At 42.2% G+C, this 23,203-nt stretch carries 18 protein-coding genes; 4 read left to right on the top strand and 14 right to left on the bottom strand.

Annotated elements, in window-relative coordinates:
• Window positions 1–15: 15 nt before the first annotated feature.
• The 12 genes from BJP34_RS24195 to BJP34_RS24250 all read right to left on the bottom strand — a co-directional run bounded on the left by BJP34_RS24195 (window position 16) and on the right by BJP34_RS24250 (window position 16,507).
• Complete coding sequence (locus BJP34_RS24195; RefSeq protein ID WP_070394550.1) at window positions 16–1,890, bottom strand: 3'-5' exonuclease; 1,875 nt, start codon at window positions 1,888–1,890, stop codon at window positions 16–18.
• A gap of 609 nt (window positions 1,891–2,499) precedes the next feature.
• Window positions 2,500–3,063 carry a beta-1,6-N-acetylglucosaminyltransferase gene (locus tag BJP34_RS24200; protein WP_070394551.1) on the bottom strand — a complete coding sequence of 188 codons (564 nt, stop codon included), beginning with the start codon at window positions 3,061–3,063 and terminating at the stop codon, window positions 2,500–2,502.
• Between the two features lie 15 nt (window positions 3,064–3,078).
• A complete protein-coding gene (locus BJP34_RS24205) occupies window positions 3,079–3,480 on the bottom strand; it encodes a beta-1,6-N-acetylglucosaminyltransferase (protein WP_070394552.1) in 402 nt (133 codons plus the stop codon).
• Between the two features lie 135 nt (window positions 3,481–3,615).
• On the bottom strand, window positions 3,616–4,632 hold the full coding sequence (locus BJP34_RS24210) for a glycosyltransferase family 2 protein (RefSeq protein ID WP_070394553.1): 1,017 nt from the start codon (window positions 4,630–4,632) through the stop codon (window positions 3,616–3,618).
• A 39-nt stretch (window positions 4,633–4,671) separates the two neighbouring features.
• Window positions 4,672–5,583: an alpha-1,2-fucosyltransferase gene (locus BJP34_RS24215; protein ID WP_070394554.1), complete on the bottom strand. Its 912-nt coding sequence runs from the start codon at window positions 5,581–5,583 to the stop codon at window positions 4,672–4,674.
• 81 nt (window positions 5,584–5,664) lie between these two features.
• Window positions 5,665–7,536 (bottom strand): heterocyst formation ABC transporter subunit HepA, encoded by a 1,872-nt coding sequence (gene hepA / locus BJP34_RS24220; RefSeq protein WP_070394555.1) that lies wholly within the window; start codon window positions 7,534–7,536, stop codon window positions 5,665–5,667.
• Between the two features lie 54 nt (window positions 7,537–7,590).
• Window positions 7,591–8,559 carry a GDP-mannose 4,6-dehydratase gene (locus tag BJP34_RS24225; protein WP_070394556.1) on the bottom strand — a complete coding sequence of 323 codons (969 nt, stop codon included), beginning with the start codon at window positions 8,557–8,559 and terminating at the stop codon, window positions 7,591–7,593.
• 541 nt (window positions 8,560–9,100) lie between these two features.
• A complete protein-coding gene (gmd, locus tag BJP34_RS24230; protein ID WP_070394557.1) occupies window positions 9,101–10,174 on the bottom strand; it encodes a GDP-mannose 4,6-dehydratase in 1,074 nt (357 codons plus the stop codon).
• Between the two features lie 128 nt (window positions 10,175–10,302).
• On the bottom strand, window positions 10,303–11,103 hold the full coding sequence (gene hepC / locus BJP34_RS24235; protein ID WP_070394558.1) for a heterocyst development glycosyltransferase HepC: 801 nt from the start codon (window positions 11,101–11,103) through the stop codon (window positions 10,303–10,305).
• Between the two features lie 311 nt (window positions 11,104–11,414).
• Window positions 11,415–13,697, bottom strand: a complete 2,283-nt coding sequence (locus BJP34_RS24240; protein ID WP_070394559.1) for a GumC family protein — start codon at window positions 13,695–13,697, stop codon at window positions 11,415–11,417.
• Window positions 13,698–14,270: 573 nt separating this feature from the next.
• Window positions 14,271–15,416, bottom strand: a complete 1,146-nt coding sequence (locus tag BJP34_RS24245; protein ID WP_070394560.1) for a glycosyltransferase — start codon at window positions 15,414–15,416, stop codon at window positions 14,271–14,273.
• A gap of 95 nt (window positions 15,417–15,511) precedes the next feature.
• A complete protein-coding gene (locus tag BJP34_RS24250; protein WP_149031450.1) occupies window positions 15,512–16,507 on the bottom strand; it encodes a sugar transferase in 996 nt (331 codons plus the stop codon).
• An 836-nt stretch (window positions 16,508–17,343) separates the two neighbouring features.
• Between BJP34_RS24250 and BJP34_RS24255 the strand changes: the two genes are divergently transcribed.
• On the top strand, window positions 17,344–17,532 hold the full coding sequence (locus tag BJP34_RS24255; RefSeq protein ID WP_070394562.1) for a hypothetical protein: 189 nt from the start codon (window positions 17,344–17,346) through the stop codon (window positions 17,530–17,532).
• 55 nt (window positions 17,533–17,587) lie between these two features.
• Here the strand turns inward: BJP34_RS24255 and BJP34_RS24260 are convergent, their stop codons facing one another.
• Both BJP34_RS24260 and BJP34_RS24265 read right to left on the bottom strand, forming a co-directional pair.
• A complete protein-coding gene (locus BJP34_RS24260; protein WP_070394563.1) occupies window positions 17,588–18,655 on the bottom strand; it encodes a T3SS effector HopA1 family protein in 1,068 nt (355 codons plus the stop codon).
• Between the two features lie 79 nt (window positions 18,656–18,734).
• Window positions 18,735–19,910: a phosphotransferase family protein gene (locus BJP34_RS24265; RefSeq protein ID WP_229424004.1), complete on the bottom strand. Its 1,176-nt coding sequence runs from the start codon at window positions 19,908–19,910 to the stop codon at window positions 18,735–18,737.
• A gap of 321 nt (window positions 19,911–20,231) precedes the next feature.
• On the opposite strand from BJP34_RS24265, the gene BJP34_RS24270 reads away from it, so the two are divergent.
• From BJP34_RS24270 to psbA, 3 genes are all read left to right on the top strand, one after another.
• Window positions 20,232–20,555: a hypothetical protein gene (locus BJP34_RS24270; RefSeq protein ID WP_070394564.1), complete on the top strand. Its 324-nt coding sequence runs from the start codon at window positions 20,232–20,234 to the stop codon at window positions 20,553–20,555.
• Window positions 20,556–21,050: 495 nt separating this feature from the next.
• Window positions 21,051–21,404, top strand: a complete 354-nt coding sequence (locus tag BJP34_RS24275; RefSeq protein ID WP_070394565.1) for a histidine triad nucleotide-binding protein — start codon at window positions 21,051–21,053, stop codon at window positions 21,402–21,404.
• 403 nt (window positions 21,405–21,807) lie between these two features.
• Window positions 21,808–22,887 (top strand): photosystem II q(b) protein, encoded by a 1,080-nt coding sequence (gene psbA, locus BJP34_RS24280; protein WP_070393396.1) that lies wholly within the window; start codon window positions 21,808–21,810, stop codon window positions 22,885–22,887.
• The last annotated feature ends 316 nt before the right edge of the window (window positions 22,888–23,203 follow it).

Below are 23,203 nucleotides of genomic sequence, written 5' to 3' on the forward strand. Positions count from 1 at the left end.
TGTTCTAGGAAAATCTCAGCTTACAATATCTAAGTGATCGCATTCTTGCAAGCCTTTCAATAACTTAAACTGACCCGACCCAAACAAATGCAGGATATCTTGAGCGCGAGTCATTGAAACGTAAAGTTCCCGTCTAGCCTCGGCTTCATCTTTCACGCCAAACTGCTGCACCCACCCAAACTGCTGCACCCACAGAAGAATCACGGCTTTGAACTCCAGACCGAGGGAAGACTTGGCGGTAATCAGTCTTACTCCTGGATGATGGATGCTGTAATTCTCCTTGTTTTTATTGTCTTTACAGACCCAATAGTAGCCCAAGCCCGATTCTAACTGTTGAGTCAGAAAGCTAAACGGTTCCTTTTCGTAGTCTGTCAAATACCGATAGATGATAGCGATGTCTTGGGGTTGGTAACCTTGACTGGTGAGTTGCTGAATTTGTGCGATCGCATTTTCAACTTCTGCCATTCGACTCTCACACAGATACAGAGTTGGACGTTTGCCCTGGCGGAGTGCAGCAGAGGGTTTAACAACGGGAAAGGTTTCTTCTCCATCTTCTTTAATCGAGAATGACTTAACTAAATCCCAAGCGGCGGATAAGATTTCTTTGGTGCTTCGATAGTTGTCCTTGAGTTTCTTAACTCTGCCCTTTGCCTTGATTCCGACTGACTTCCAGGTGAACTTTTGGCGTTTGTAGATACTTTGACTTTTATCCGAAACGATAAGCAAGTCACCATTATCTGGGTCTTTGAGTGCCTCTTTGCAACACCTAAACCAATTGGGATAGAAGGTGTGAGCTTCATCAACAAGTACAGCATCCCATTTTTCTTCTGTGGGAATATCAGATAGGGCTTCCACAAGGAGATCAGCTAACACCTCGTTATATTCTTCTTCTGAGTTGTAATCTTTGAAATTGGGTAATCGGCCCATGATGGATTTAGCCCAAGCGTGGAAGTGTATAACTCGAATCCGTTCTTGATAGAGGGGATTGTTTTCTTCTTCGATAAGCGATCGCAAGTAGGCTGTTAATGTTTTGTGGAAGCACAGAATCAGGACTCGTTTGTTGAAGTTTTCCCCAGCGAGATACTTGGCGCGACTAAGTAAGATTATAGTTTTGCCTGACCCCACTACGCCACAGAACAATCGATGACCATGGCCAAGAGAACGAGCCAACTTTTCCTGTTTATTGTCCAGAGTTTTGATTACAGTTGCATCGGGTTTGAGGGTAAATCCAGAGGGCACACTTTTAATTGTTGCAGGTTCTTTATTGACAACAATTTCAGGATGAATGACACCCTTGATAGTGCTAATTTGGTCATCTTCCAAACCCATAAACTTAAACCGAACAGTGAACATATCCTCTAATCGCTTCATCAAAGCCCGTTCACCGATACCATCCCATTCGAGCAATTCATCTTTGTAGACAACTTGAGGCTTCTCCAGAATTGAGTAGATGTTTTCATGTCTGGCTTTGGCTTCAGAGATATTAGTCATTATCGCCCCGAATCCAATGGGAAAGGCTAACTTTCCTTGATAGTCCTCCTCATCTTGACAGAGAATTGAGTAACTTTTGAGTTTATTAAGCAATGTATCCCGATAACCCTTGCCCTGTCTCAATGGGGATTGTTGAGTTTCAATCCGTCCATTCATTCGTTTAATTTTAAATTTTTGATCACTTGCCCATAGAATTTGGCTAGCTTTCCAACCTTTCACCTCCAGGATTAATAGTCCCAATGTCGGTCCGAGAATGATGAAATCGGGGTAGAGTTTGTTTATGTTGGGTTCATACCATACATGACAATCATCGGGGAGTTCATCTCTGAGGATTTTGAAGAGTCGCTTTTCTCCACTGCTTGCTTTTGAGGGGATTGCATCTGGAACGATTAATGCCATTGACAGATTCCTTGGAATTTATGTTTCTATTACCAACCTAGATAATGAATTGCCAGAGGTAAAAAGTGAAGATATGGATTTTATGAGATATCTGCTTTATAAATTATAGCGTTTAGAGGACTCATGAGGTACACATTATTTTTTACTTCTTCCCTCTTCCCTATTCCCTCTTACCTCTTACCTCTTACCTATTCCCTGCTCCCTGCTCCCTGCTCCCTGCTCCCGTCTTGATGCAGTCGCTCATGGTTTGAATTTACCGTAAGACAGTTGAGCCTTAATCAATAAGTTTTACCCCTTTTCTGCATAGCCTAACAACCATAAAGGCTCAACTGTCTAAGGTTTTGTCTCCGGGGGAAACCACGGCAGTCGCTCATGGGGGGAACCCCCAAGACCGCGCTGCCTCCCCAAGACCGCGCTGCATCGCTGCTCCCTAAAAACCAGAAATTTGTACCTCACAAGTCGTAGAATTGCTATATACTAAATCTGGTTCTCATACCCCTTTTATTTTCCTGGCCTATCTTATTGACGATGGAACTGGATTTGGTCAATTTTTATAAAGGGGTTGTGAGAATCGTATTTGGTATAAATACCTGATCTAGCAATCCTAATTTAAACCTTACATAAATCATAAGGACTATAGCTATATTCTTCCCTATAATCCCCATCTTGCCCAAGATGTTTGTCAAGCATATCGAGAACTTTTGCATCTACTTTGTCATCGAACTTGCGGGCAAAGTGCTTACCAGAAGTAATCATTGACTCAAAATCTTGGACACCCATGATGGCTGGATAAGGAGGAGTCCAAGAGATATAACGTTTGTTATCATTGACTATTTTTAGCATGGACTGATTGAGCAGGATGCTTTGGATGAAAGACTCATCTGGTACGAGTGTGTTTCGATAGTGTTGTACAAATGCTGGGTTACGCTGAACAAATTGATGGATATATTGAATACAGCGATAGGAGAGTGTGTGCCACTGAGAACCCGCGTAGCACTTAAACTCTGGGGTGAAAGGTGTTGAAACGCAACGGATTCCTATTCTGGCACCAAACTTACCAGCCCTGATCCGGACTAGGGGCTGCCAATTGACTATACGATCTAGTTTATATAGTATAGTCTTTAGACTAGCGGGCAGCTTATAGTAGAGAAAAAAATAGCGCTCTATGCCCAAATCTTTGCCCCAGTGTCAAGCCGTTTCTGGTGGTTCTTGTACCGGAAAATATTCCAGAAATCCGTCATATTCGGTGTTCTTCAAAAACTGCTCGATTTGGCTGATTGGCTGAAGGGGATAGTCTTGACCAGAGAGGAAGATCAACCAGTCAAATGTCACAGAATTATCTATTAACCAGTTGATGCAGCGAAGTTCCATTTCCACCATGGAAAAATCTCCCCACCCAACTGGAACATAGTCTTCCAGGATGTGAACATTGTTGATCTGCTCAAAAGAAGTTGGGCTAAGGCTCGACTTAGATTGATCATGGTGAATTAAGACCTGGGACTCAGGGTTACCAGTCTTAAGTTTCTTGACTAGTCTGACAATGTGGTCTGGATTGCTATGAGAAGCAATTAGGTAAAGGATTTTAGTCATGATTGACTCTTAGGTTTGTTGTCTAGCAGTATACATGCCTCAAATGCTTCTAACTATCCTAGGGAGGAAGAACTTCTTTTACGTTTTCTGGTGTCGAAATATTCAGCTTAATTCCTGAAATACTTAATGTAATTTTTAATGTACTTTTGTCTGTCGGATACTTTCTCCTCTCCAAGATATCTCGAAAGGATTTGCTAATTGTTGAGGTATAACGCTGAGCATGAGAGCTGCTACAGTTCGCAGACTAAAATTTTGACTCAAGGCACGAAAAAGATAGGGGCGTGCTTCTGCTACCCGTCCATGCCGTATCAGCCCAATAGCCATAGTTGTGTTGGCTTGTGCTAATTTCTGGGTAAAGTAACTCCGATGCTTTTGTAATTGAGGATCTGCTAAAAAGTGTTCGTAGCAAAAAATACCGGATTTGCCTTTGCGAATCTGAGCCTTGGCGTTTCCACTCCCACTGATATGGGTTTCAGATAACTCATGCACGCGGTATCGAGTCAGTCTTTCTGGATAGTAGTACGCGCCATCACCACTACGGCAAGCTAAATAGGTTAGGTAGTAATCCCAATAGACCCCCACTGACAACAGTTCATCCCAATTAACCTTGTCTCTGCGAATCACAGCAGAGGATGCAGGAGACACTGATCGGTCTACTAGTCCGATAGTACAGAACGGCTGGTATACCTCTGCTTTAAGTTGGTCACGCTTCCAAAGCCGGGTATGTGCTTCAGTAGTTGCATCATTAATTACGCCATCTGCGTCTATAATATAATGGTCGCAAAAAGCCACAACTACATTTGGATTCGCTTCTAGGGGAGGAACTAACTTTTCTAAAAAGTCTGGATTCCACAGGTCATCGTCATTGAGACTCGCTACATATTTTCCCTGAGCTTGTTTAAATGCGCCAGCAACATTGGGACCATTTCCTAGATTCTTTGAGTTCCGACGGAATCGGATCCGAGCATCTTGAAAGGACTCAATCATAGCTTGCGGATTCTCAGGGCTACAATCGTCAGAAACAATAATTTCAAGATTTTTGTAGGTCTGTTGGAGTACGCTTTCAATTGCTTGCTTGAGGTAGCTCAAGCGGTTATAGGTGGGGATGATAACACTGACTAGCGGCTCTTGCCCTTCTTGATGGTTTGACATATCCTTGTTATCTTGCCTCTGGTTATAATAAGGAATTAATTACTGTGCAAATGAAACTGGAGCGACATCTAGTGGCACATCATAAATTTGAAAACTCTCTAACGATATGTCAGCCTTGGGATCCTCAATCCAGTACAAAGGTACCCGTCCATAAAAACCAGCCCACATGTTATAGGTACTTGGGGGACCTATGATATAGTCACACTGAGCAAGTGAGTACATATCTTCTACAATGTGGTTGTTGGCAAAAGCAAAATCTAATTCTGAGAATTTATCTCTGTCCTGGGGCACATTTGAACATATTAAAAAGTTAACTTTTTTTCCTGGAAAAAGACGTTCTGTTTTTTTCATTAAGTTCACATAATCATCAGTGCTGTAGAGATATTTGGCTCCTAGCAATTTTTTATAATCTCCCTGTCTAATGTGAACACCAACCAGAATATCACAGGAATTTTTGATGTTTTTCACGAGTTTGTTGATATTTTCAACATGTTGTTTTAGTGGCGTAAAAAACTTTCTTATTGTGTCTGAATACTTCAAAAATAATACAGGAGTTCTAAACCAAAATCCATGAATAAATACCAATTGATTTTTTTTGAAAGACTTAGCAAAGTAATCATCAAAAATGACTCCCTTGTGTACCCCAGTATCTCTTAATATTTTGATATTGGAAAACTTGAAATCTGTAGAATCTTTAACCAATAATCGGGTTGAATGATAAACAACTCTATGAAAATTTCTTTTCAGTTTAAGGCTATTGCCTTTAAGAACTGATTTTTGAGCAGGGTATCGACAAAAAAAATCGTTATGGGTTCCCTCAAAAAAAACTGCATATTCATCAAAAGCAGGATTTATAAATTTGAAATTGTATTCCATTGCAAAAGCCATAAAATTGGCAAATAGCATCATTCTATTGCCTAATTGACCTGTTTTTCTAACAATTATGAACATGTTAATACTCCGATAATATTGACAAGCAATCAATTCTAGTTACTACTCATTTTTGAGAGTGAAAATTACTACGATATAGTCTCAATTTTTTTGACCAACTTCATGCTGCATCTTGTGATATTTCCAAAGTTTACCGCGCTTTTCGAGTAACTCTTGATACTTTCCTTGCTCCACAATTCGCCCCTGTTCAAGAACGACTACCTTATCAGCTTTGGAAATGGTCGATAAGCGATGGGCAATGGTAATTACTGTCCGTCCTACAGAAAGTTTTTCTAAGGACTCCTGAATCAGGCGCTCAGACACAGAATCTAGGGCACTAGTTGCCTCATCTAAGATCAGAATCTCTGGTGCTCGCAGTAAAGCACGAGCAATTGCTAACCGTTGACGTTGACCTCCAGATAATCGAACTCCGCGATCACCCAGTTGCGTGTCAAAACCTTCAGGCAAATCTAGGATGAAGTCTAATGCATTGGCAAGTTTTGCGGCTTCTCGAATTGCTTCGTCATCTGCCTGTTCTGAACCATAAGCAATGTTATTGCGAACAGAGGTGTTGAAAATAAATGTATCCTGACTGACAATAGCTAGCTGACGACGCACAGAGTTGATGTCAAACTCTTGTAAGTCAGTGCCATCAATGATAATTTTACCTACCGTTGGGTCATAAAATCGAGGAATTAAGTCAGCAAGGGTTGTTTTACCTGAACCAGAAGCACCTACCAGGGCTGTTGTTTCTCCCTTGTTGATAGTTAAGGTAATATCGTGCAGTACTAGGTTAGAGGGATCGTAACCAAAATCCACGGAACCAAACTTAATGGCTCGCTGCAATCCTGAAAATTCCACGTTACCATTCTGCAAGTATGGTTTGTTGTCAGTTCTCAGCAGCTCTTTAATGTTATTCATTGGTCCGGTGAATTCCCCCAGACGGCCTCTGGCATTATTAATCAGACGTATAATCGGGATCAGACGAAACAAAACAAACAAGAAGGTCAGTAATGAAGCTGCCTGCATCTGTCCATTAGGAACGAAGATGGTAAAGGCAACAATAATCATGCCGATCAGAATTGTGGTGGCTACGCTTTCCGCAATCGGTTCTATGGCAAACCCAAATGAGGCAGATTTGATAGTGATGTTTGCAACGTTTTCGCTAGCGTTATAGAATCGTCTACGCTCAAAGTCCTGACTCGCAAATGCCTTAACTGTGCGAATACCATTGATAAACTCTACAGCAACTGAGGTAAAATTACTGCCTGATTTTGAAACCTCAAAACTTGTCTCTCGCAACCTTTTAACCAAGTTAGAAAGACCAACACTCATGAGGCTAAATAGCATTAGTGAGGCAATGGAAAGTTGCCAAGAAAGCAAGAACATTGATGTGACATAGACAACTAGAAGAGAGATTCTAGTCAACATAACAGCTGTCACATCAAACGCTTGATTAATTTTTTCTAGTTCGGTGGTTAGACTGTAAACTAGCGCTCCAGAACGGCTATGAGAAAAGTAACCCAAACTCAGCCGTTGAAGTTGCTCAAATAGCTTCTTGCGCAGCCTATCTAACAAATTCATCTGAGTAATCATGCTGTACCTACGCCCACCAAACATAAAGGCTGAACGGAACCAGGTTGTGATCAAAATTAGAGCAGATATCCGGTAAATTCTCTCATTAAACGGTTTATTTACTCCAAGCAACCACATATCTAACCAGTTCATTCCTGTCTGGATTGGGGTAGCATTCGGGTCGGTTATGTTTTGTAAGAAAGTGAGGATAAACCCTAATCCAAATCCTTCAAGCATTGAGGCAAGTATCGTTAAAAAAATAGCTAAAAAAGCAGCTTGTTTAAGGAATTTAAATTCCCTTAATATGAAGTGGTTATCTTGCCACAATTTAGTGGATTTTGTAAACCTGATTACAGAATCAATAAGCTTTACTTCAGCAATTCGATATAGAATACTCACTGGTTTTATTTAGACCTATTTTAATTGTTGTTTAATGATGAGTTTCAACAAGCTTTAGCTAAAAAAACTAAGATCACTCTCCACCATTTCCGCGACAATATCAGGAAATTTATGTTTACTCTTCCAATTCAGCTCATCCCGAATTTTCCAGCTATCCCCACAAAGGGGCACCGCTTCGGTCGGACGATAAAACCTGTGATCAACTTCCACAAAATCTTGATAATCAAGACCGACGTGACTAAACGCACAATCTACTAATTCACGAACCGAGTGATTCATTCCGGAAGCAATTACATAATTCTCTGGAGAATGGTTTTGCAGCATCAGCCACATGGCATCGACATAATCCGGAGCATATCCCCAGTCCCTGAGAGCATCTAGATTTCCTAGATAAAGCTTATTTTCTAACCCTAGCTTGATTTTGGCGACAGTAGAGGTAATTTTGCGAGTGACAAACTTAAAGTCACGCCTTGGGGATTCATGATTGTAAAGAATCCCGGTACAAGCAAAAATACCATACTGGTTACGATAGTTTTGCACCAGATGATGACTTGCCAGCTTGGAAATACCATACACAGACCGGGGATTAAAAGGAGTCAGCTCATTTTGAGGGGCATGGAACACCCTGCCAAACATTTCAGAAGAACCAGCAAAAAAGAAACGACACTCCGGTACCACTTCCTTAATTGATGCCAGTAAATGGTGGGTTCCATTAAAATTACTGGTTAAGATAGACGATTCATCATCAAAGGAATAACTAACAAAACTCGATGCAGCTAAGTGATAACACTCGTCGGGTTTAATCTTGGCAATAACCTTATAGAGTGACAAGTGATTCTCTAAAGACGCAACATGTAAAACAACGTTGTCTTTGATAGTCCTGAGATTAGACAGCTTACCTGCTGGGTCTTCAACCGCTGGTCTCCTCACAATTCCATGAACTTCATAACCTTTGCTTAGCAAAAGCTCTGCAAGGTAAGATCCATCTTGTCCAGAAATCCCTGTAATTAGTGCTTTTTTCATTTTTCCCAGTGCGTTAGTTATGAGTACTATGTGCGTCAGTACTAAAGACTGAGTGGGTAACAGTGAGCTAGTTAGCAATTACCAATTACTAACTCACGCTAATTTAGCCCTTTTGGCGCTATTTCAGATCGGTAAAACTCAATTCCATAGCTGAAATCAGTATCTTCTTCAAAGTTAAGCCGCCAACTCGGTTATTGACGGTAATTACACTGATTTCAGCCTTTGATTTATCACGATAAACCGGGTATGATATTGGTGCGTAAATCCTGGTTATAAGACAGTGCGTTCCCTTAGCGTATCCTACGGATAATCGCTGATTTTATTCAACGGTAATCCATCAACAACGTCTTATACCAGTCTATTAATAGGTAATGGATAAGGGTAATTGCGCTCTCCTCGTAGTGTTTCACAGCAGCAATAGTCTTTTCCTCAATTTCCAATGACCTATTACCCGTTACCCATTACCTGTTAACCATTACCCAAAGGGCGACTATTTATCGGTGTGATCCATTCGTAAAAACGGTATTAGACCATATCATTACTAGCGATTACCAGCGGTAACAACCTGACGAATAAAGGCAGTATCAGCGGATTGAATACAAGAGGTGACAGGCATGATACCTAGTGCCTGAAGGTCAGCATTAACCATGATTTCAACCAGTTGTTTAAAGCTTACTGAAGGTTGCCAAGGTAGTATGGTATTAGCTTTGGTGGCATCACCTAACAACAGGTCTACTTCAGCAGGTCGAAAGTACCGTGGATCGATTTCAACGTACTGCTGCCAATCCAAATTTACTAAGCCAAAGGCAATATCGAGAAACTCCCGAATTGAGTGAGTTTGACCGGTAGCAACAACATAGTCATCGGGCTCGTCTTGTTGTAGCATTAGCCACATAGCGCGGACATAATCTTTGGCATAACCCCAGTCCCGTCTGGCATCGAGATTGCCCAGGTAAAGCTTTTTCTGCTGACCAGCTACAATGCGCGCCAAAGCACGAGTAATTTTGCGAGTGACAAAGGTTTCGCCACGCCGGGGACTTTCGTGGTTAAACAAAATACCATTACAGGCAAATAGCCCATAGGATTCGCGATAGTTAATCGTTTGCCAGTGGGCGTAGACTTTTGCACAGGCATAAGGACTACGGGGATAAAACGGTGTAGTTTCAGACTGAGGAACAGCCTGCACTAGCCCAAACATTTCAGAAGAGCCAGCCTGGTAAAAGCGTACCTCAGAGCCAATTCGCTGTTGATAGTGCCGTACCGCTTCCAACAAACGCAAGGTTCCTATACCTGTGGCATCGACGGTGTATTCTGGTGAATCAAAGCTGACCCGCACATGGGACTGAGCTCCGAGGTTGTACACCTCCATCGGCTGGACTTCTTCTAGAATACGTTGTAGTGTCAAGCCATCAGTCAGGTCTCCGTAATGGAGAAATAACCGTGTCTGTGGATTGTGGGGGTCTTGGTAGATGTGGTCGATGCGATCTGTGTTGAAGGTAGACGTGCGTCGGATAATGCCATGGACTTCGTATCCTTTTGCCAGCAGCAGTTCTGCTAGATAAGACCCATCTTGACCGGTAATGCCAGTGATTAATGCTCGTTTAATGTCTGTCACGATTCCTCACGACTCTGATTAGAGTAATTAGTTTGCTAATGTACGGGATGAACACAAAGGCAAATCAAAATTGTTAATTGTTAATTAAAATTGATACCTCAAAAATTAACAAATTAACAAATCCGGAATTACAGCACTTGAGTACTTTGAGAACCCAACACATGCGATCGCATATCTTCCTGGTGAAGCCTGATCATTCCTGGCAACAACCTCAGCTGTCGCCGCTCCTCCTGGGTCATCCGAATCACCTCATCCAGTTTCCAAGGACGTGGTCCGACTAAACTCATCTCACCCCTTAGTACATTCACTAACTGCGGTAGTCCATCCAGACAATATTGACGCAGCCACTTTCCAAAATGTGTCATCTTAGACGTGACTTGGCCTTTGTGTATAGCTTCAGTGCGAAATTTAATCACTTGGAACAACTTACCCCGTTCTCCAGCCCGCAATTGCCGAGAAAAGACTGGTCCGGGTGTTACAATCGCTATCAGCAAAATCAATCCCAGGAGCACTGGACTCAGAATCAGTAGCAATAGAGCAGCTAAACTCGAATCCATCACCCGCCTCAGTCGCGATCGCAATAGTTTGTCCCTACTAGACAATTCTGAGTTGAACGGTACCCTTAAAACAGCTTTCTTCTTCGCTTGCTCACAGGCATTTGTCCAAAGTCTTAACCCTGTTTCACCCAGATTGGGGTCGATACAAACCAGCCCTACCGACGACCGTTGCAAGCAATTACTTAACCAAGACTTACTTTCCAACGGAGGTAGATAATGCTGTTCATTCTTCTGGAGAGGTAGTACCCACAACTGTTTCTGTCGCCACTTCAGCTTGCAGGGAGGCAAAGAACTAACTGCTGACTCTGCCTCATCATCGATATCTAGGATTGAGATTTTGGAGGTTGTTAGTATGATTCTGGAAGTCGTCATAAATGGTTACTCCATTTTATGGAAATCAAAAGTCAAAGGTTAGATCGTCTCAGGTTTAATACCTATCACTCTCAGGTTTTCGTCAATTGAAACTTGAAACGTAAGCGATCAGCGATTAGCGCTACGCGCACGCGTGCGCGATCAGCGGCTTTTGAATAAAACAGGTAAGCATTGGAATAATGCTGAGTTACGTCAGCTGACGGCTGACGGCACCTCAAGTAGCGCATAGGCTAACGGCCAACGGCTGACGGCTGACGGCTGACGGCTGAATGGTTACTTAACAATTAACAATTACCAATTAACCAAAAAAATCAACGAGACTTGACATGATTGCTGAACTGACGCTCTAGTTGTGGAGAGACTTGAAGATCAGATACAGGTTGGTTTTGTTCAATAGCACCATGGCTGTTTCGCGAACCATAGTAAGCGTAGTTCTGATTAGAACTTTTCACCCCGTTAGCAATGATTCCAATCAGGTTTAAATTCCTGAGTATAGCAGTAGCCTGGGTCAGTTGAGATTGAGTAACTCGCTCTAGGCGTCCTACCATCACCACACCTTGGCACAACGATGCTGCTTGGAGTGCATCCACCATACCTAACACTGGGGGAGTATCCAGCAACACCAGATCATAGGTCTCTTGAAACTCTGCCATTAAGTTCTTCATCCGTTTAGAACCCAACAGCTTAACTGGGTCAATTGGGGTTGGTCCAGCAGTCAAAACATCAATGGTTGACCCCAAAGGTGAGATACTAACTGGGTTGGGTGTAGCAGTATCATCTTCTAATAAAGCAGTATCATCTTCCAATAAAGTAGAAAGTCCTTCGTAATTGGAGAGGCCAAGTTGTTGGTGCAACCTCGGACGGCGCATATCTACATCAATTAGCAGTACTCGTCGATGTAAACGAGCAGCACTTAAGGCTAAACCCAACGCCAGAGTTGACTTGCCCTCACCAGAAAGCGCTGAGGTAACCATCAGGGATTTCCACTCAGAACCAGGATTGAGCAACTGGATATTCACATAAATCATGTCCAGTGCTTCCTGAAATGGTCGCCATCCTAACAGTTCCATCATCGGAAGTGCTCTCTCGGACTGGCTCAAGCTAAGATTCAGAACAGGTTTACTGATTTTACCCTCCGGTAACTCTGGAATCATACCTAGCAAGGGTAGAGCCACTTGATTTTTCAGATCATCAGAGCTATGAATTCCATCGTCCATGGCTTCCCGCACAAAGGCAGCTACACCACCCAGAAATAACCCAACCACTGCACCCAATAATAGGTCTTGGGTCATATTAGGACCGGTCTTGAAGCCCGGTAAAGGTGCTTCTACAACTTGCCAGTTAAATCCTCCCCGAGCCAATTCGATGCTTAACTCCTGCCGTGCTTGTAGTAGCTGCTGCAGAGTATTTTGTTTAATTGCTACTTGCGGTTGTAGACGATTGTACTGAGCAATCAGAGCTGGGAATTCCCTGAGTTGGATACGGATTTCCTGCTCTGTTTTGATCAGGGCTTGATCACGAGTCTGTAGACTGACTAGATTAATTTGCGAGGTGATCAGTTCGTTGACCAGATTGATATCCACACCACCGAGCTGTCCTTCTGTCAGGAGGTTACTTCCAGTGCTAACCAGTTGAGTCGGAACTTGCCCTAAAACCCGTCTGGTTTCTTCCTGCAAGAGCGCAAACACACTCTGACGCTGTTCAATTAATTTTTGAATACTAGGATGAGCTTCAGTATAAATCCGACTTTGCTCCACCAAAGCCAGTTCTATTCTTTGGATTTCATTGAGCAAATTTTGATAACGCCCAGATTGACTCAAGCGGGACGAGGTCAAGGCATTTTGCGGTGAACGAGCCAGTTTTTGCTGAACAGCCTCGTAGCGAGTCTGAGTTTCCATGTACTGAGCGCGGATGGCTCGGCGCTCCTGTTCAATCCCATTCAGAGTTTGACTGACAGCTACAGCTTGTTGTGAGGGATCAATCAGGTTTTTGCTCTTGCGAAATTGCTCTAGCTGTTGTTCAGCTTGCTCAAGATCCTTACGAGCTTTTGGCAACTGCTGATTGATAAAAGCAAGACCTTTATTCAAGCGCATTTCCTGCTGCTCTAGGTTGTAATCTTGATAAACCTTTTGAATAGCTTGCAGTACTTTTTGAGTTTTAATCCGGTCATTGCTGGTGTAGACCGCTTGAAATACCTTAGTTTCAGTTTTACCCTGCAGTACTTGAGCTAATCTTAAGGAGCCTCTAATATCACGGATTGTGATATCTGGGTAGTCATCACGAAGCAAATCCACTGCTCGTTGAATCAATTCAGAACTACCCATCAGCTGTAACTGAGTAGCATAATCGATATCAACAGTGGACTCAGTAAACTGACTCTCTATTCCTCGTGTTTTATCTATATAATTAGGCTCCACCAACAGCTGTAGAGAGCTGATATAATTCGGCTCTTTCTTGATAGTGAGATAGAAGGCAATCGGCAAGCTTGTCAACAGTACACTTATAATCCACAAGCGTCTGCGCCACAAAACTGCCAACAGTTGGCCATACCCTGCATCTGTTTCAGCTGCTGCGTTTAAATCAAGTTCCTTCATGGGATTTTAGATTAATGATTGACAAGTTTGGATTGGATTTTTAATTGATATCAAGTCCAGTGAATCAAGTCTAAACTAGTCCTGGGATGATTAGTAATCGGTTTAGATAAAATCCTGTTAATCACGTTCTTAATCTTCCCTAGGGTTTTGTATTTTTTTATTTAAAAAAAGTTAATTTAAAATTAACTATTAACCCTTGAAAATTGGTTGTTGAAATATGACCAATCTCTTAGCAGTAAAATTATCCAGGATACCTGCAACAAATTTTACCTACCTTTTGGTAATAGGGACTTAGGAATTGGAGTCTGATTACCCATTACTCATTACCCATTACCAATGAACCGACAATCATAGGTTGCATCCCTTTTAGATAAAGGGTATAAAAAGAAGTAGTCAACCGGATCTGATATTATCTATTACCCATTACCAGTCACCCGAGCAGGACTATATTGATTAGTCCACCAGATTTTATCTGATGATTTTGGACTATCGACTCGTATAAATCCCAGGAAATCAACGAAAAAATCCAAAATCCAAAATCTAAAATCTAAAATCAGCCCAGCCACTATCCTGTCACCTAGCTAAAGTGGGAACCTTGGCTGAATGGGGTAAGGAATAGCTCACATTGACAGGCTGTCCCCTGACGGTTTTATCAATAATTTGCCCAACTGTGTTAAAGAAAACGTCTTCAGTGAAATGACTCAGGGCATGGTCTCGGATTTTGGCATAATTCCAGGGAATTTCCCTAGCCTCAAGTAGTGCAGCTTGGAGTGCTTCTGGTGTTTGCCGTTTAAAAAACACCCCTGTGGTCCCTGGTATCTGAGTATCCAAAACACCACCTGCACCATAGGCAATTACTGGGGTACCACTGGCGTTGGCTTCGATTGGCACTAAACCGTAATCTTCTAAAGCCGCCACGATCACCCCACGAGCTTTTGCCATCAAATGACAACGCTGTCTATCGCTGACGTATCCCAAGAATCGAATATTGTCCAAGGCTTTAGATTCTAGACGCTCTCGCTCTGGACCATCACCAGATATTAATAAAGGCCAACCTAGCCAATTAAACGCCTCGATAATCAGATCGATACGCTTGTAACCCAGTAAACGAGATGATACTAGGTAAAAGTCTTCCTTTTGGTCGGAAAACACAAATTTATGGCTATTAATTGGATAGTTCACTGTCATGGCTGGCTTACCATAAATATTCTGGATACGCCGAGCGACAGTGGTCGAGTTAGCAATGTAAAGGTCTGGCTCCTGGGCATAGTCCAGGTCTACTTTTCTGATCAACTGGAAGACTTGATCAATTACAGGAGAAAACGCTCTATATTCTCCATACTCCTTGAGGTAAGTTTGCGTATCCCACAAAAAACGGGTGACATTGTGGCAAAAGCACACATGCTTGGCTCCTAATTTTTTCTTGACCGCCTTTGCGAAGCTTGAACAACTACTGATAATCAAATCGTAATTTTCTAAATCCAAGGCTCGAAAAGCTGGATAGTAAAACGGAGCCAAGAGTCTGAAGTATTTCGTTGACCCTGGAATGTTCTGAAGTCCGGTGGTATGCACTAGGCGCTCACCTAGGTCAATGGTGTTCTGGGCATCATACAAGGATGTGAATACATCAGCACTAGGGAAGCGCTTACAAAGCAGTTCAAATACCCGTTCTGCTCCACCTTTTTGCGTTAGATAATCATGAACTAGGGCAACTTTCATGCTTGTTTACTGGAAAACCTATTCCTAGAGAATACTCTTATCTATTTACCATTATATTTAATTTATATCCGGAATTTTACCGAGTTTTTTTCATACTAAACGGCTCCATTATTTTTCGACAACAAGATAAAAAAGGTTTTTATAATGAGCTTAAGGTCATACATTAAGCTCCAGTTTCGTTGGTAGCGTAAATCCAGTTTAATGATATCTGCAAAATCCCGAACTTGCGATCGCCCATGCACCTGCCACTCTCCAGTCATTCCAGGTTTAACATTCAACCGTTGCCACTCTGGAACCTCATAGATGTCCACTTCCTTAGGTACCGGTGGTCTAGTACCCACCAAACTCATTTCACCTTTAATGACATTCCAGAACTGGGGTAGTTCATCCAAACTAGTTTTCCTCAAAAACCGACCCACCCTGGTGATTCTAGGGTCATTTTCGTTTTTGAATATCTTGGCATCCTTAGATTGATTTTGAACGCTATCTTTCTGGGCTTCCGCATCAGTATACATCGAGCGGAATTTCCAGATCCGAAATCCCTTACCCATCCAACCACAGCGAATTTGACTAAAGAAGATTGGGCCAGGACTATCGAGTTTAATTGCGATCGCAATGGGAATAAATAATATGGCCGTAATTCCTAAACCTACTATTCCCCCCAGTATATCTAAGCATCGCTTAGCCCAAGAGCGTGTAGATGGGTGAGTTGTGGGTAACTTAGCCTTTGACCAATTGACAGCTATTGTTGTCGGGTTATATGAGGGGTCTAGAATTAATTTTTTGTCTAGCCCAGTCATGACCAATACAGCCATAACTGGAGGATTTATACCCCTTAGTATTAGTGAAACTCCGTTTTCCTGAGTGATTTTGTGATTCCTTACTAAGGCACCAATGCCGCTACTATCGATAAAATCTGTCTGACTCAAGTCGGCAATGATCAGTTTAGGACAATAAGGTTTTTGAAGAAGCTGATCACAGGTTTCTTGAAATTTTATTGCTTCGAGTCTGCTCATGCGGATCGGTAACTGCACTACAGCAGCTTCATTGATTAACCCTGCCTGGCTAGAAGTTTTTAACCTTGACTGCATCATGATGAACTAGGAATTATAATGTCGATTAACTCGTCACTTTTTATAGAGTAGATTTAAACTATGTAGGAATTGTGTAGAAAGTTTCGCAATCCTATGAACACCCTAGGTTTTAACCGTACCTAAACCTACGTATTCTCTGCCCTTGATTGAGGCAAGTCTCGACTTTTGATTACTATTTAAATTTTGGCGCAAGGGTTACTTTAACGTACTGTTTTTTTCTAAAACGATTAATTAGTCAACCCTAATGCATGGCTGAAATGTTCCTATTAGAAAAAAAAGGTTACCTCTCACTTAATTATTGACGGAGTAATAGGTAGACTTCACAGGGTTAATTAACCTACAGTAAAAATAAAAAATGGATAAAAAATCACCATTTATATTTTTATCTTGTTACCATATAATTAACCATTTAGTATTACTCATTTGTCAGCAGTGACGTTGAGCAATTAATGTTCTGTGTAATCCCGGATGAATGACTAATACAACTTTCACGAGTTTTTCATAAAATCCTGACAGAGCTAAAAATTTTTGATGAATTTTTCTTAAAGACGCTAAATATACCTGAGGTCAATTGCCACATCCGTCTTGAGACTGATGACTTGGATGGTGGCAGCGAGTATCACTCAGTCTAATGGCCTAAGGCTAAAGCTTTGGGCTACACCAAGCAACTCCATCTAGGTGGACTAATTTTGTATAGCGCTATAGATTTTTAGGACTTACCTAGGGACTATACCTGTAGGGTCTCGCTTCGGACTCTACTAAGCTGTCACACATTTAAATTGTATTTAATGTATTTAAATTGTGAAGAGGCGCGCTGATAGGGAGATGGGGAGATGGGGAGATGGGGAGATGGGGAGATGAGACACCAGCTTTTGCACAAGTGGATCGAGGGGAAATTTAAATGCTTATTAGCTTACATAAGCGCGTTTGTTGCCCAGTTTTGCCTAAGTCCTGTTTTTGCTACTGTGGGCGAATTAACTACGAGTCTGACCCCCATACCATCTGTAGGAGCAATTGTGTAAGCTTTTCAAACTTCCCTCTGTTCCCTCCCTTCCCCATAATTTGCTGTGGGCAGCTTTAGTCATGATTGAGGTAAGGACGTTCCCATTCAATTCCTAACTCAGAAAATTGTTGGCGGATGGCGTTGAGGCGCTCCTCTGGAGTGTTATTACCGTTTTGCCAAGCCTGCATTAAACCATTCGCTACAATTTGGCAGCGGTTCATGCCAAAACTTTCTTGAGAGGTAAATTTTTTGGTTGGTTCTTCGGCAAAACTCAATCCCGGTGCCAAAAACTTGGTGAATAAAGGCACTTCTGGGCGAAAATGGCAGCGGTTTGGTAGATATATGGTTTGCATCACCCCAAAGACCACTTCAGAATCACAGCGCTCAAAGTAGAGTACTCCGCAGTCATGGCGTTTGTATTCCGATGGATTGTATAGAACTTTAAATGTGAAAGGAATTGCTGCTGCATTCAAATATTTTGTCATGCTATCCATGACAGCAATGGCTCCATCTGGTGTCAGATTAAAATAGATTCGCCCTGTTTTAGAATCGATATCACCATTGCCCTGTCGCTCTTGACCAACATTACCCACTGCTACATAAAAGCCGTTTTGCATCAAATTTTTGGGCATCCGTATGGCAACAATACTGCCGATGGAAGCATATTTTTCTTCAGATTTGAGATGAATCTCCCGTTCAATATGCATAGTCAAACTACCTTTGGTGACGGCTATTGAACCATCGCTTTCTTCTGAGATTACCTGCCAATTGGCATCAAAGTAGCCTGTGCCTTGATTTTTGGCGTGGAGTTGTTGGTAAAAATCTAGGTCTATTCCCAGCAGGGTATTGTTCTCTAAGTTTTGATGGGGTGCTATATCGGCTGAATTGGTGTGAAGTGCCAGGGGAGTGCGCAGATAGCCATTGTAATAAATGCCGTAGAGGAAATTTCTCAGCAGTAAGCTGAGATACTTATGCTGTATGTCTTGAGGGAGTTGCTGAAAGCGGGCTACTGTTTCATCAGCTATGGTGAAGGGTTGATAGTTGGGATGGTTGATACAAAAATTGGACTGGATTTCAATGTTTTTAACAATATCTTCCAGAGCTGCTTGCTGTTGATTGGGAAAAGGGTTGTCGAATAGCATCGTAATTTAAATTAAAATTAGATGAGGTCTAAATAGCAGTTTTCAATTGACAATTCACAGGTATCTTCAAAACCCTTTTCTAGGGGATTACCGGATTTGATATCAGTTGTGATTCTGAGATCCCAAAAACTGTTGGCACAGATTGTTGTGGTCGGCAGAGTAGACTTTTGGCAACCTGGAGCATACAGATTCCAGTATTATCAAAGGATTTCTGATAGTAAATCATTGCCTGAATTTGGTAAATCAGTGCCAAACCGGTAAACTGAACTACTCGTTTAAGCCAGTTGGGACGAGCCGACTCAATCCCGGGAAAAGCGGTAAGATAGGCTTGGGTTAGAGCAGCGATGGAGGGTTGAAGCACTTGTAAAGGAGTCACTGCTAGACCCAAGGATTCTTCTAATTTAATCGTGGGGTCTACTACTAAGCTACTTAACCAGATTCCCAGGTAGCTGGCGATTATGCTTCCAAGGTCAAAGGCTGGATCTCCCCAGGCACAACGTTCCCAATCAATCAGTCGCACCATGCTCTGATCCGGTGGTGAAGATGTTGAGAATTGCTCCCAGTCTCTATGAACCAAAATGTTGTTCAATTTTAAGTCATTGTGGGTTAGGCAACTCGGATGCCAGTCAGTTTCCAAATCTGCGATCGCATTTCCCAGACTAGGGTAACGTTGATAGAGGACAAAGAACTTTAAGGCATTGTTAGGGATTGAGCCAAACATTTCTGGGCTAAGCCGTCCGATTCCTTTAGCTGGATTGCCAAAGCGATAGGCAGATGTCCCCTTTGGTACCTGGTCTAGAAAATTACGACATTCTGGTTGATTGAAGGTAACACGATGGAGGTTGGCTAAAACTGTTCCGATATCAGTTGCGATCGCTTCAGGGAAAACTTGGTTTTGATAGTAGAAACTAAACAGGTCGAGATAGTTATTTAGATAGTTGTAGACCAGGATGCAATGATCGGGATCAAAATGAAGGATCTGGGAAACTGATGAAGCTATACAGTGCTGCTCCGGAAACTGCTGCAGCCAGCGATGAAATTGCCACTCATTGAAAAATTCATGATTTATAATACCACCATTATGGGGTCTTTCCTGCTTAACCAGTAGCTGACGATGATCTGAAAAGCTCACCAGTAAATTGAAATTCTTAGCAGGGGCAGCCGATTTCACCTGGATAGATTCTAGGTCTGACGGAGTACACAGCCCTATATCCAATAGATATGAGGAAATCGTTTCAGATGATAGTGGTTGCACAATATTAGTAGATGATCAGTAGATGCACGACTTAAAGAGAAAATGTTTGTTGTTTACCCTTGAGACATTAACCGATAGTAGGGGCAAGTCTTGTGCCTAACCGTAGAACAATCAACACTCAACAGTTAACAAGCAATAATCAGGCTGTTATAGTTTCAGCAGTTATCCCATTGCTCTTTATCTATTGATACTCTAGTTTTCCACTAAAAACTTGCCATTTTGGCGAGACGAAACTGATATTTTTATCTAAAACAGAATTTGTAGACTTACAGAAATCTTGAAGAAAGTCATCCGTCACACTCCTATGGAGGAAAACTAATAATGGAAATTTCTGAGTTACCCATCGGTTTTGAGTTGTTATCCGATGAGGAAACCTTTCTCAATGATCTAGATCAGCAAGATACTATGGTTCAGGGTGGATGTGGTCCGACTCCCCAAACACCATACATTCTGTGTCCAGCACCTACGGCAGTTCCTATGCCTGAACACCCAGAACCTTTTCCCAAATGTCCACGCCCAATACCCCAACCAACACCTCCTGTTTTTGAACATCCACGGCCCATACCTTTTCCTAAACCCAAGACCATACCAATTTATAGAACAGGACCGATTATGATGACTCCACCAATACGAATGGAACATTAGATTGAGGGCATTAGCCCCTCCCTATAAGTGTAGGGGCTAAATGATTTTGGTAGTTATTTTTAACACTATCAATTAAACCATAACTCAATTTATAGCGGTTTTAAATTAGGTGAGTTACAAATTTAAAACCGCTATACAACCTAATGATTAATTAGGCCAGTTTTTTTTATAAACCCCCCGTAAAGTATACGCAGAATAGAAAGGAAAGCTAGAAGCGAAACCGTCAGACAGTAATTCATGGCTTAAACCTTATATTTTATGTCTAAATGCTTCGCCCTCCCAGACTTATATAGCATTTATAAATGAATTGTAAAAAAGGATAACAGTTGTTTCCATTACCAAAAATCTCGATCTACTTTCTTCCCTCTTCCCTCTTGCCTCTTGCCTCTTGCCTTTTGCCTTTCCCAAGCGCGACTATGTTCACAACTCCAATAACAATGCTATAGCTAGCTGACATTTTGTGTCACAATTGCATCTGATCTAGTAAACATAGTAATGGCAGCTGCTATGAGCGAAACCATCTTTAGCAAGATTATCCGCCGAGAAATTCCAGCGGATATTGTTTATGAAGACGATTTAGCCCTTGCCTTCAAGGATATTAACCCTCAGGCACCAGTTCATATTCTGGTAATTCCCAAGAAGCCCATTCCTCAACTGGCAGCAGCTGAGTCTGAAGATGAAGCTCTGATGGGACACCTGTTGTTAACGGCTAAGCAAGTTGCTGAGCAAGTCGGTTTGACCAATGGCTATCGACTGGTGATTAATAATGGTGCTGATGGTGGTCAAACGGTTGATCACCTGCATTTGCACATCTTGGGTCAACGCCAAATGAAGTGGCCTCCTGGTTGAGGTTTTTTTAGTGCTCAGTGTTGAGTGCTGAGTCTTGAGTTGGTGTCTCAGTTAGGAGTTACCGCAAGAACTAGGCTCAAGCTCTATATCTCAGACTATATATATAGAGGCGTTCCGTGGAGCGCCTTTAGTTTTATGGGATTGACCTTGGCCAAAAGGCCACGCTTCGCGAACGCGAACGCTATTTTTTTTGACTATTGTCGCTCAATATAACACTACTATTTATTTGTCAATACTTACGTAATATAAGTCTCACTTATTTACAGTATTTAATAACCTGAGGGGAAATTACTCGGGAAACCCTTTACAAAACTAAATATATTACTTAATATAAATACATGAAGGCGCACACAAGCCGGACGAACCTCGATAACTTCATATTCATACCCGCAATCATAAGAACATGACTACTGTATTACAACAGAGCAACACCTCTGTGTGGTCTCAGTTCTGCAATTGGGTCACCTCCACCAACAACCGCCTCTATGTAGGTTGGTTTGGTGTATTAATGATCCCAACCCTGCTAGCTGCTACCACCTGCTTCATCATTGCTTTCATCGCTGCTCCTCCTGTGGACATCGATGGTATCCGCGAGCCCGTTGCTGGTTCTCTGATGTATGGCAACAACATCATCTCTGGTGCTGTTGTTCCTTCTTCTAACGCCATTGGCTTACACTTCTACCCAATCTGGGAAGCTGCTTCATTAGATGAGTGGCTCTACAACGGTGGTCCTTACCAGTTGGTAGTGTTCCACTTCCTGATTGGTGTATTTGCCTACATGGGTCGTGAGTGGGAACTGAGCTACCGCTTAGGTATGCGTCCTTGGATCTGCGTAGCTTACAGCGCACCGGTTGCAGCTGCTAGCGCCGTATTCTTGATCTACCCAATTGGACAAGGTTCTTTCTCCGATGGTATGCCTCTAGGTATCAGCGGAACCTTCAACTTCATGTTCGTGTTCCAAGCTGAGCACAACATCCTAATGCACCCGTTCCACATGCTAGGTGTAGCCGGTGTATTCGGTGGTTCTTTGTTCAGTGCAATGCACGGTTCTTTGGTAACCTCCTCCTTAGTACGTGAGACTACTGAAACTGAGTCTCAGAACTATGGTTACAAGTTCGGTCAAGAGGAAGAAACTTACAACATCGTGGCAGCTCACGGCTACTTCGGTCGTTTAATCTTCCAATACGCTTCCTTCAACAACAGCCGTTCCTTGCACTTCTTCTTAGGTGCATGGCCTGTAATCGGCATCTGGTTTACTGCACTGGGCATCAGCACCATGGCATTTAACCTCAACGGTTTCAACTTCAACCAGAGCATCATCGACTCACAAGGTCACGTGATCAACACCTGGGCTGACGTACTAAACCGTGCCAACCTAGGTTTCGAAGTAATGCACGAGCGTAACGCTCACAACTTCCCTCTAGACCTAGCTGCGGCTGAAGCTACTCCTGTAGCTTTGACTGCTCCAGCGATCAACGGCTAATTTCAACTTGGCATAATCTACTTGAATAAAAAAAGCGCTCTCTTTTTGGGGAGCGCTTTTTTGTTTGTCTGTGATTAGTCATTGCTTCTTGGTCAAGAGCCTTTTAACTGTGGTTGAATAATTAATCGGAAAAACTTTATGGGGAAGTCCTAGTGGCGTACGCGTTTGGCCGTAGGCCAAGGTCAATCGCTATTTTTGTTTTTATTATCACCTTAATATTATTTTGTCAATACTTATCTAATATAATTTTTACTTATTTACAGTATTTAATAACCTGAGGGTAAATTACTCGGGAAACCCTTTACAAAACTAAATA

Origin of the sequence: Moorena producens PAL-8-15-08-1 (assembly GCF_001767235.1) — a bacterium.
Taxonomy (GTDB): domain Bacteria; phylum Cyanobacteriota; class Cyanobacteriia; order Cyanobacteriales; family Coleofasciculaceae; genus Moorena; species Moorena producens_A.

Coding starts and splice junctions, on each gene's coding strand:
- BJP34_RS24225 (WP_070394556.1), bottom strand. CDS start 8,559: ATGAAAAAAGCACTAATTACAGGGATTTCTGGACAAGATGGATCTTAC.
- BJP34_RS24215 (WP_070394554.1), bottom strand. CDS start 5,583: ATGTTCATAATTGTTAGAAAAACAGGTCAATTAGGCAATAGAATGATG.
- BJP34_RS24275 (WP_070394565.1), top strand. CDS start 21,051: ATGGCAGCTGCTATGAGCGAAACCATCTTTAGCAAGATTATCCGCCGA.
- BJP34_RS24210 (WP_070394553.1), bottom strand. CDS start 4,632: ATGTCAAACCATCAAGAAGGGCAAGAGCCGCTAGTCAGTGTTATCATC.
- BJP34_RS24245 (WP_070394560.1), bottom strand. CDS start 15,416: ATGAAAGTTGCCCTAGTTCATGATTATCTAACGCAAAAAGGTGGAGCA.
- BJP34_RS24240 (WP_070394559.1), bottom strand. CDS start 13,697: ATGAAGGAACTTGATTTAAACGCAGCAGCTGAAACAGATGCAGGGTAT.
- BJP34_RS24270 (WP_070394564.1), top strand. CDS start 20,232: ATGGAAATTTCTGAGTTACCCATCGGTTTTGAGTTGTTATCCGATGAG.
- BJP34_RS24250 (WP_149031450.1), bottom strand. CDS start 16,507: ATGCAGTCAAGGTTAAAAACTTCTAGCCAGGCAGGGTTAATCAATGAA.
- BJP34_RS24260 (WP_070394563.1), bottom strand. CDS start 18,655: ATGCTATTCGACAACCCTTTTCCCAATCAACAGCAAGCAGCTCTGGAA.
- BJP34_RS24255 (WP_070394562.1), top strand. CDS start 17,344: ATGGGGAGATGGGGAGATGGGGAGATGAGACACCAGCTTTTGCACAAG.
- hepC (WP_070394558.1), bottom strand. CDS start 11,103: ATGACGACTTCCAGAATCATACTAACAACCTCCAAAATCTCAATCCTA.
- BJP34_RS24195 (WP_070394550.1), bottom strand. CDS start 1,890: ATGGCATTAATCGTTCCAGATGCAATCCCCTCAAAAGCAAGCAGTGGA.
- psbA (WP_070393396.1), top strand. CDS start 21,808: ATGACTACTGTATTACAACAGAGCAACACCTCTGTGTGGTCTCAGTTC.
- BJP34_RS24205 (WP_070394552.1), bottom strand. CDS start 3,480: ATGACTAAAATCCTTTACCTAATTGCTTCTCATAGCAATCCAGACCAC.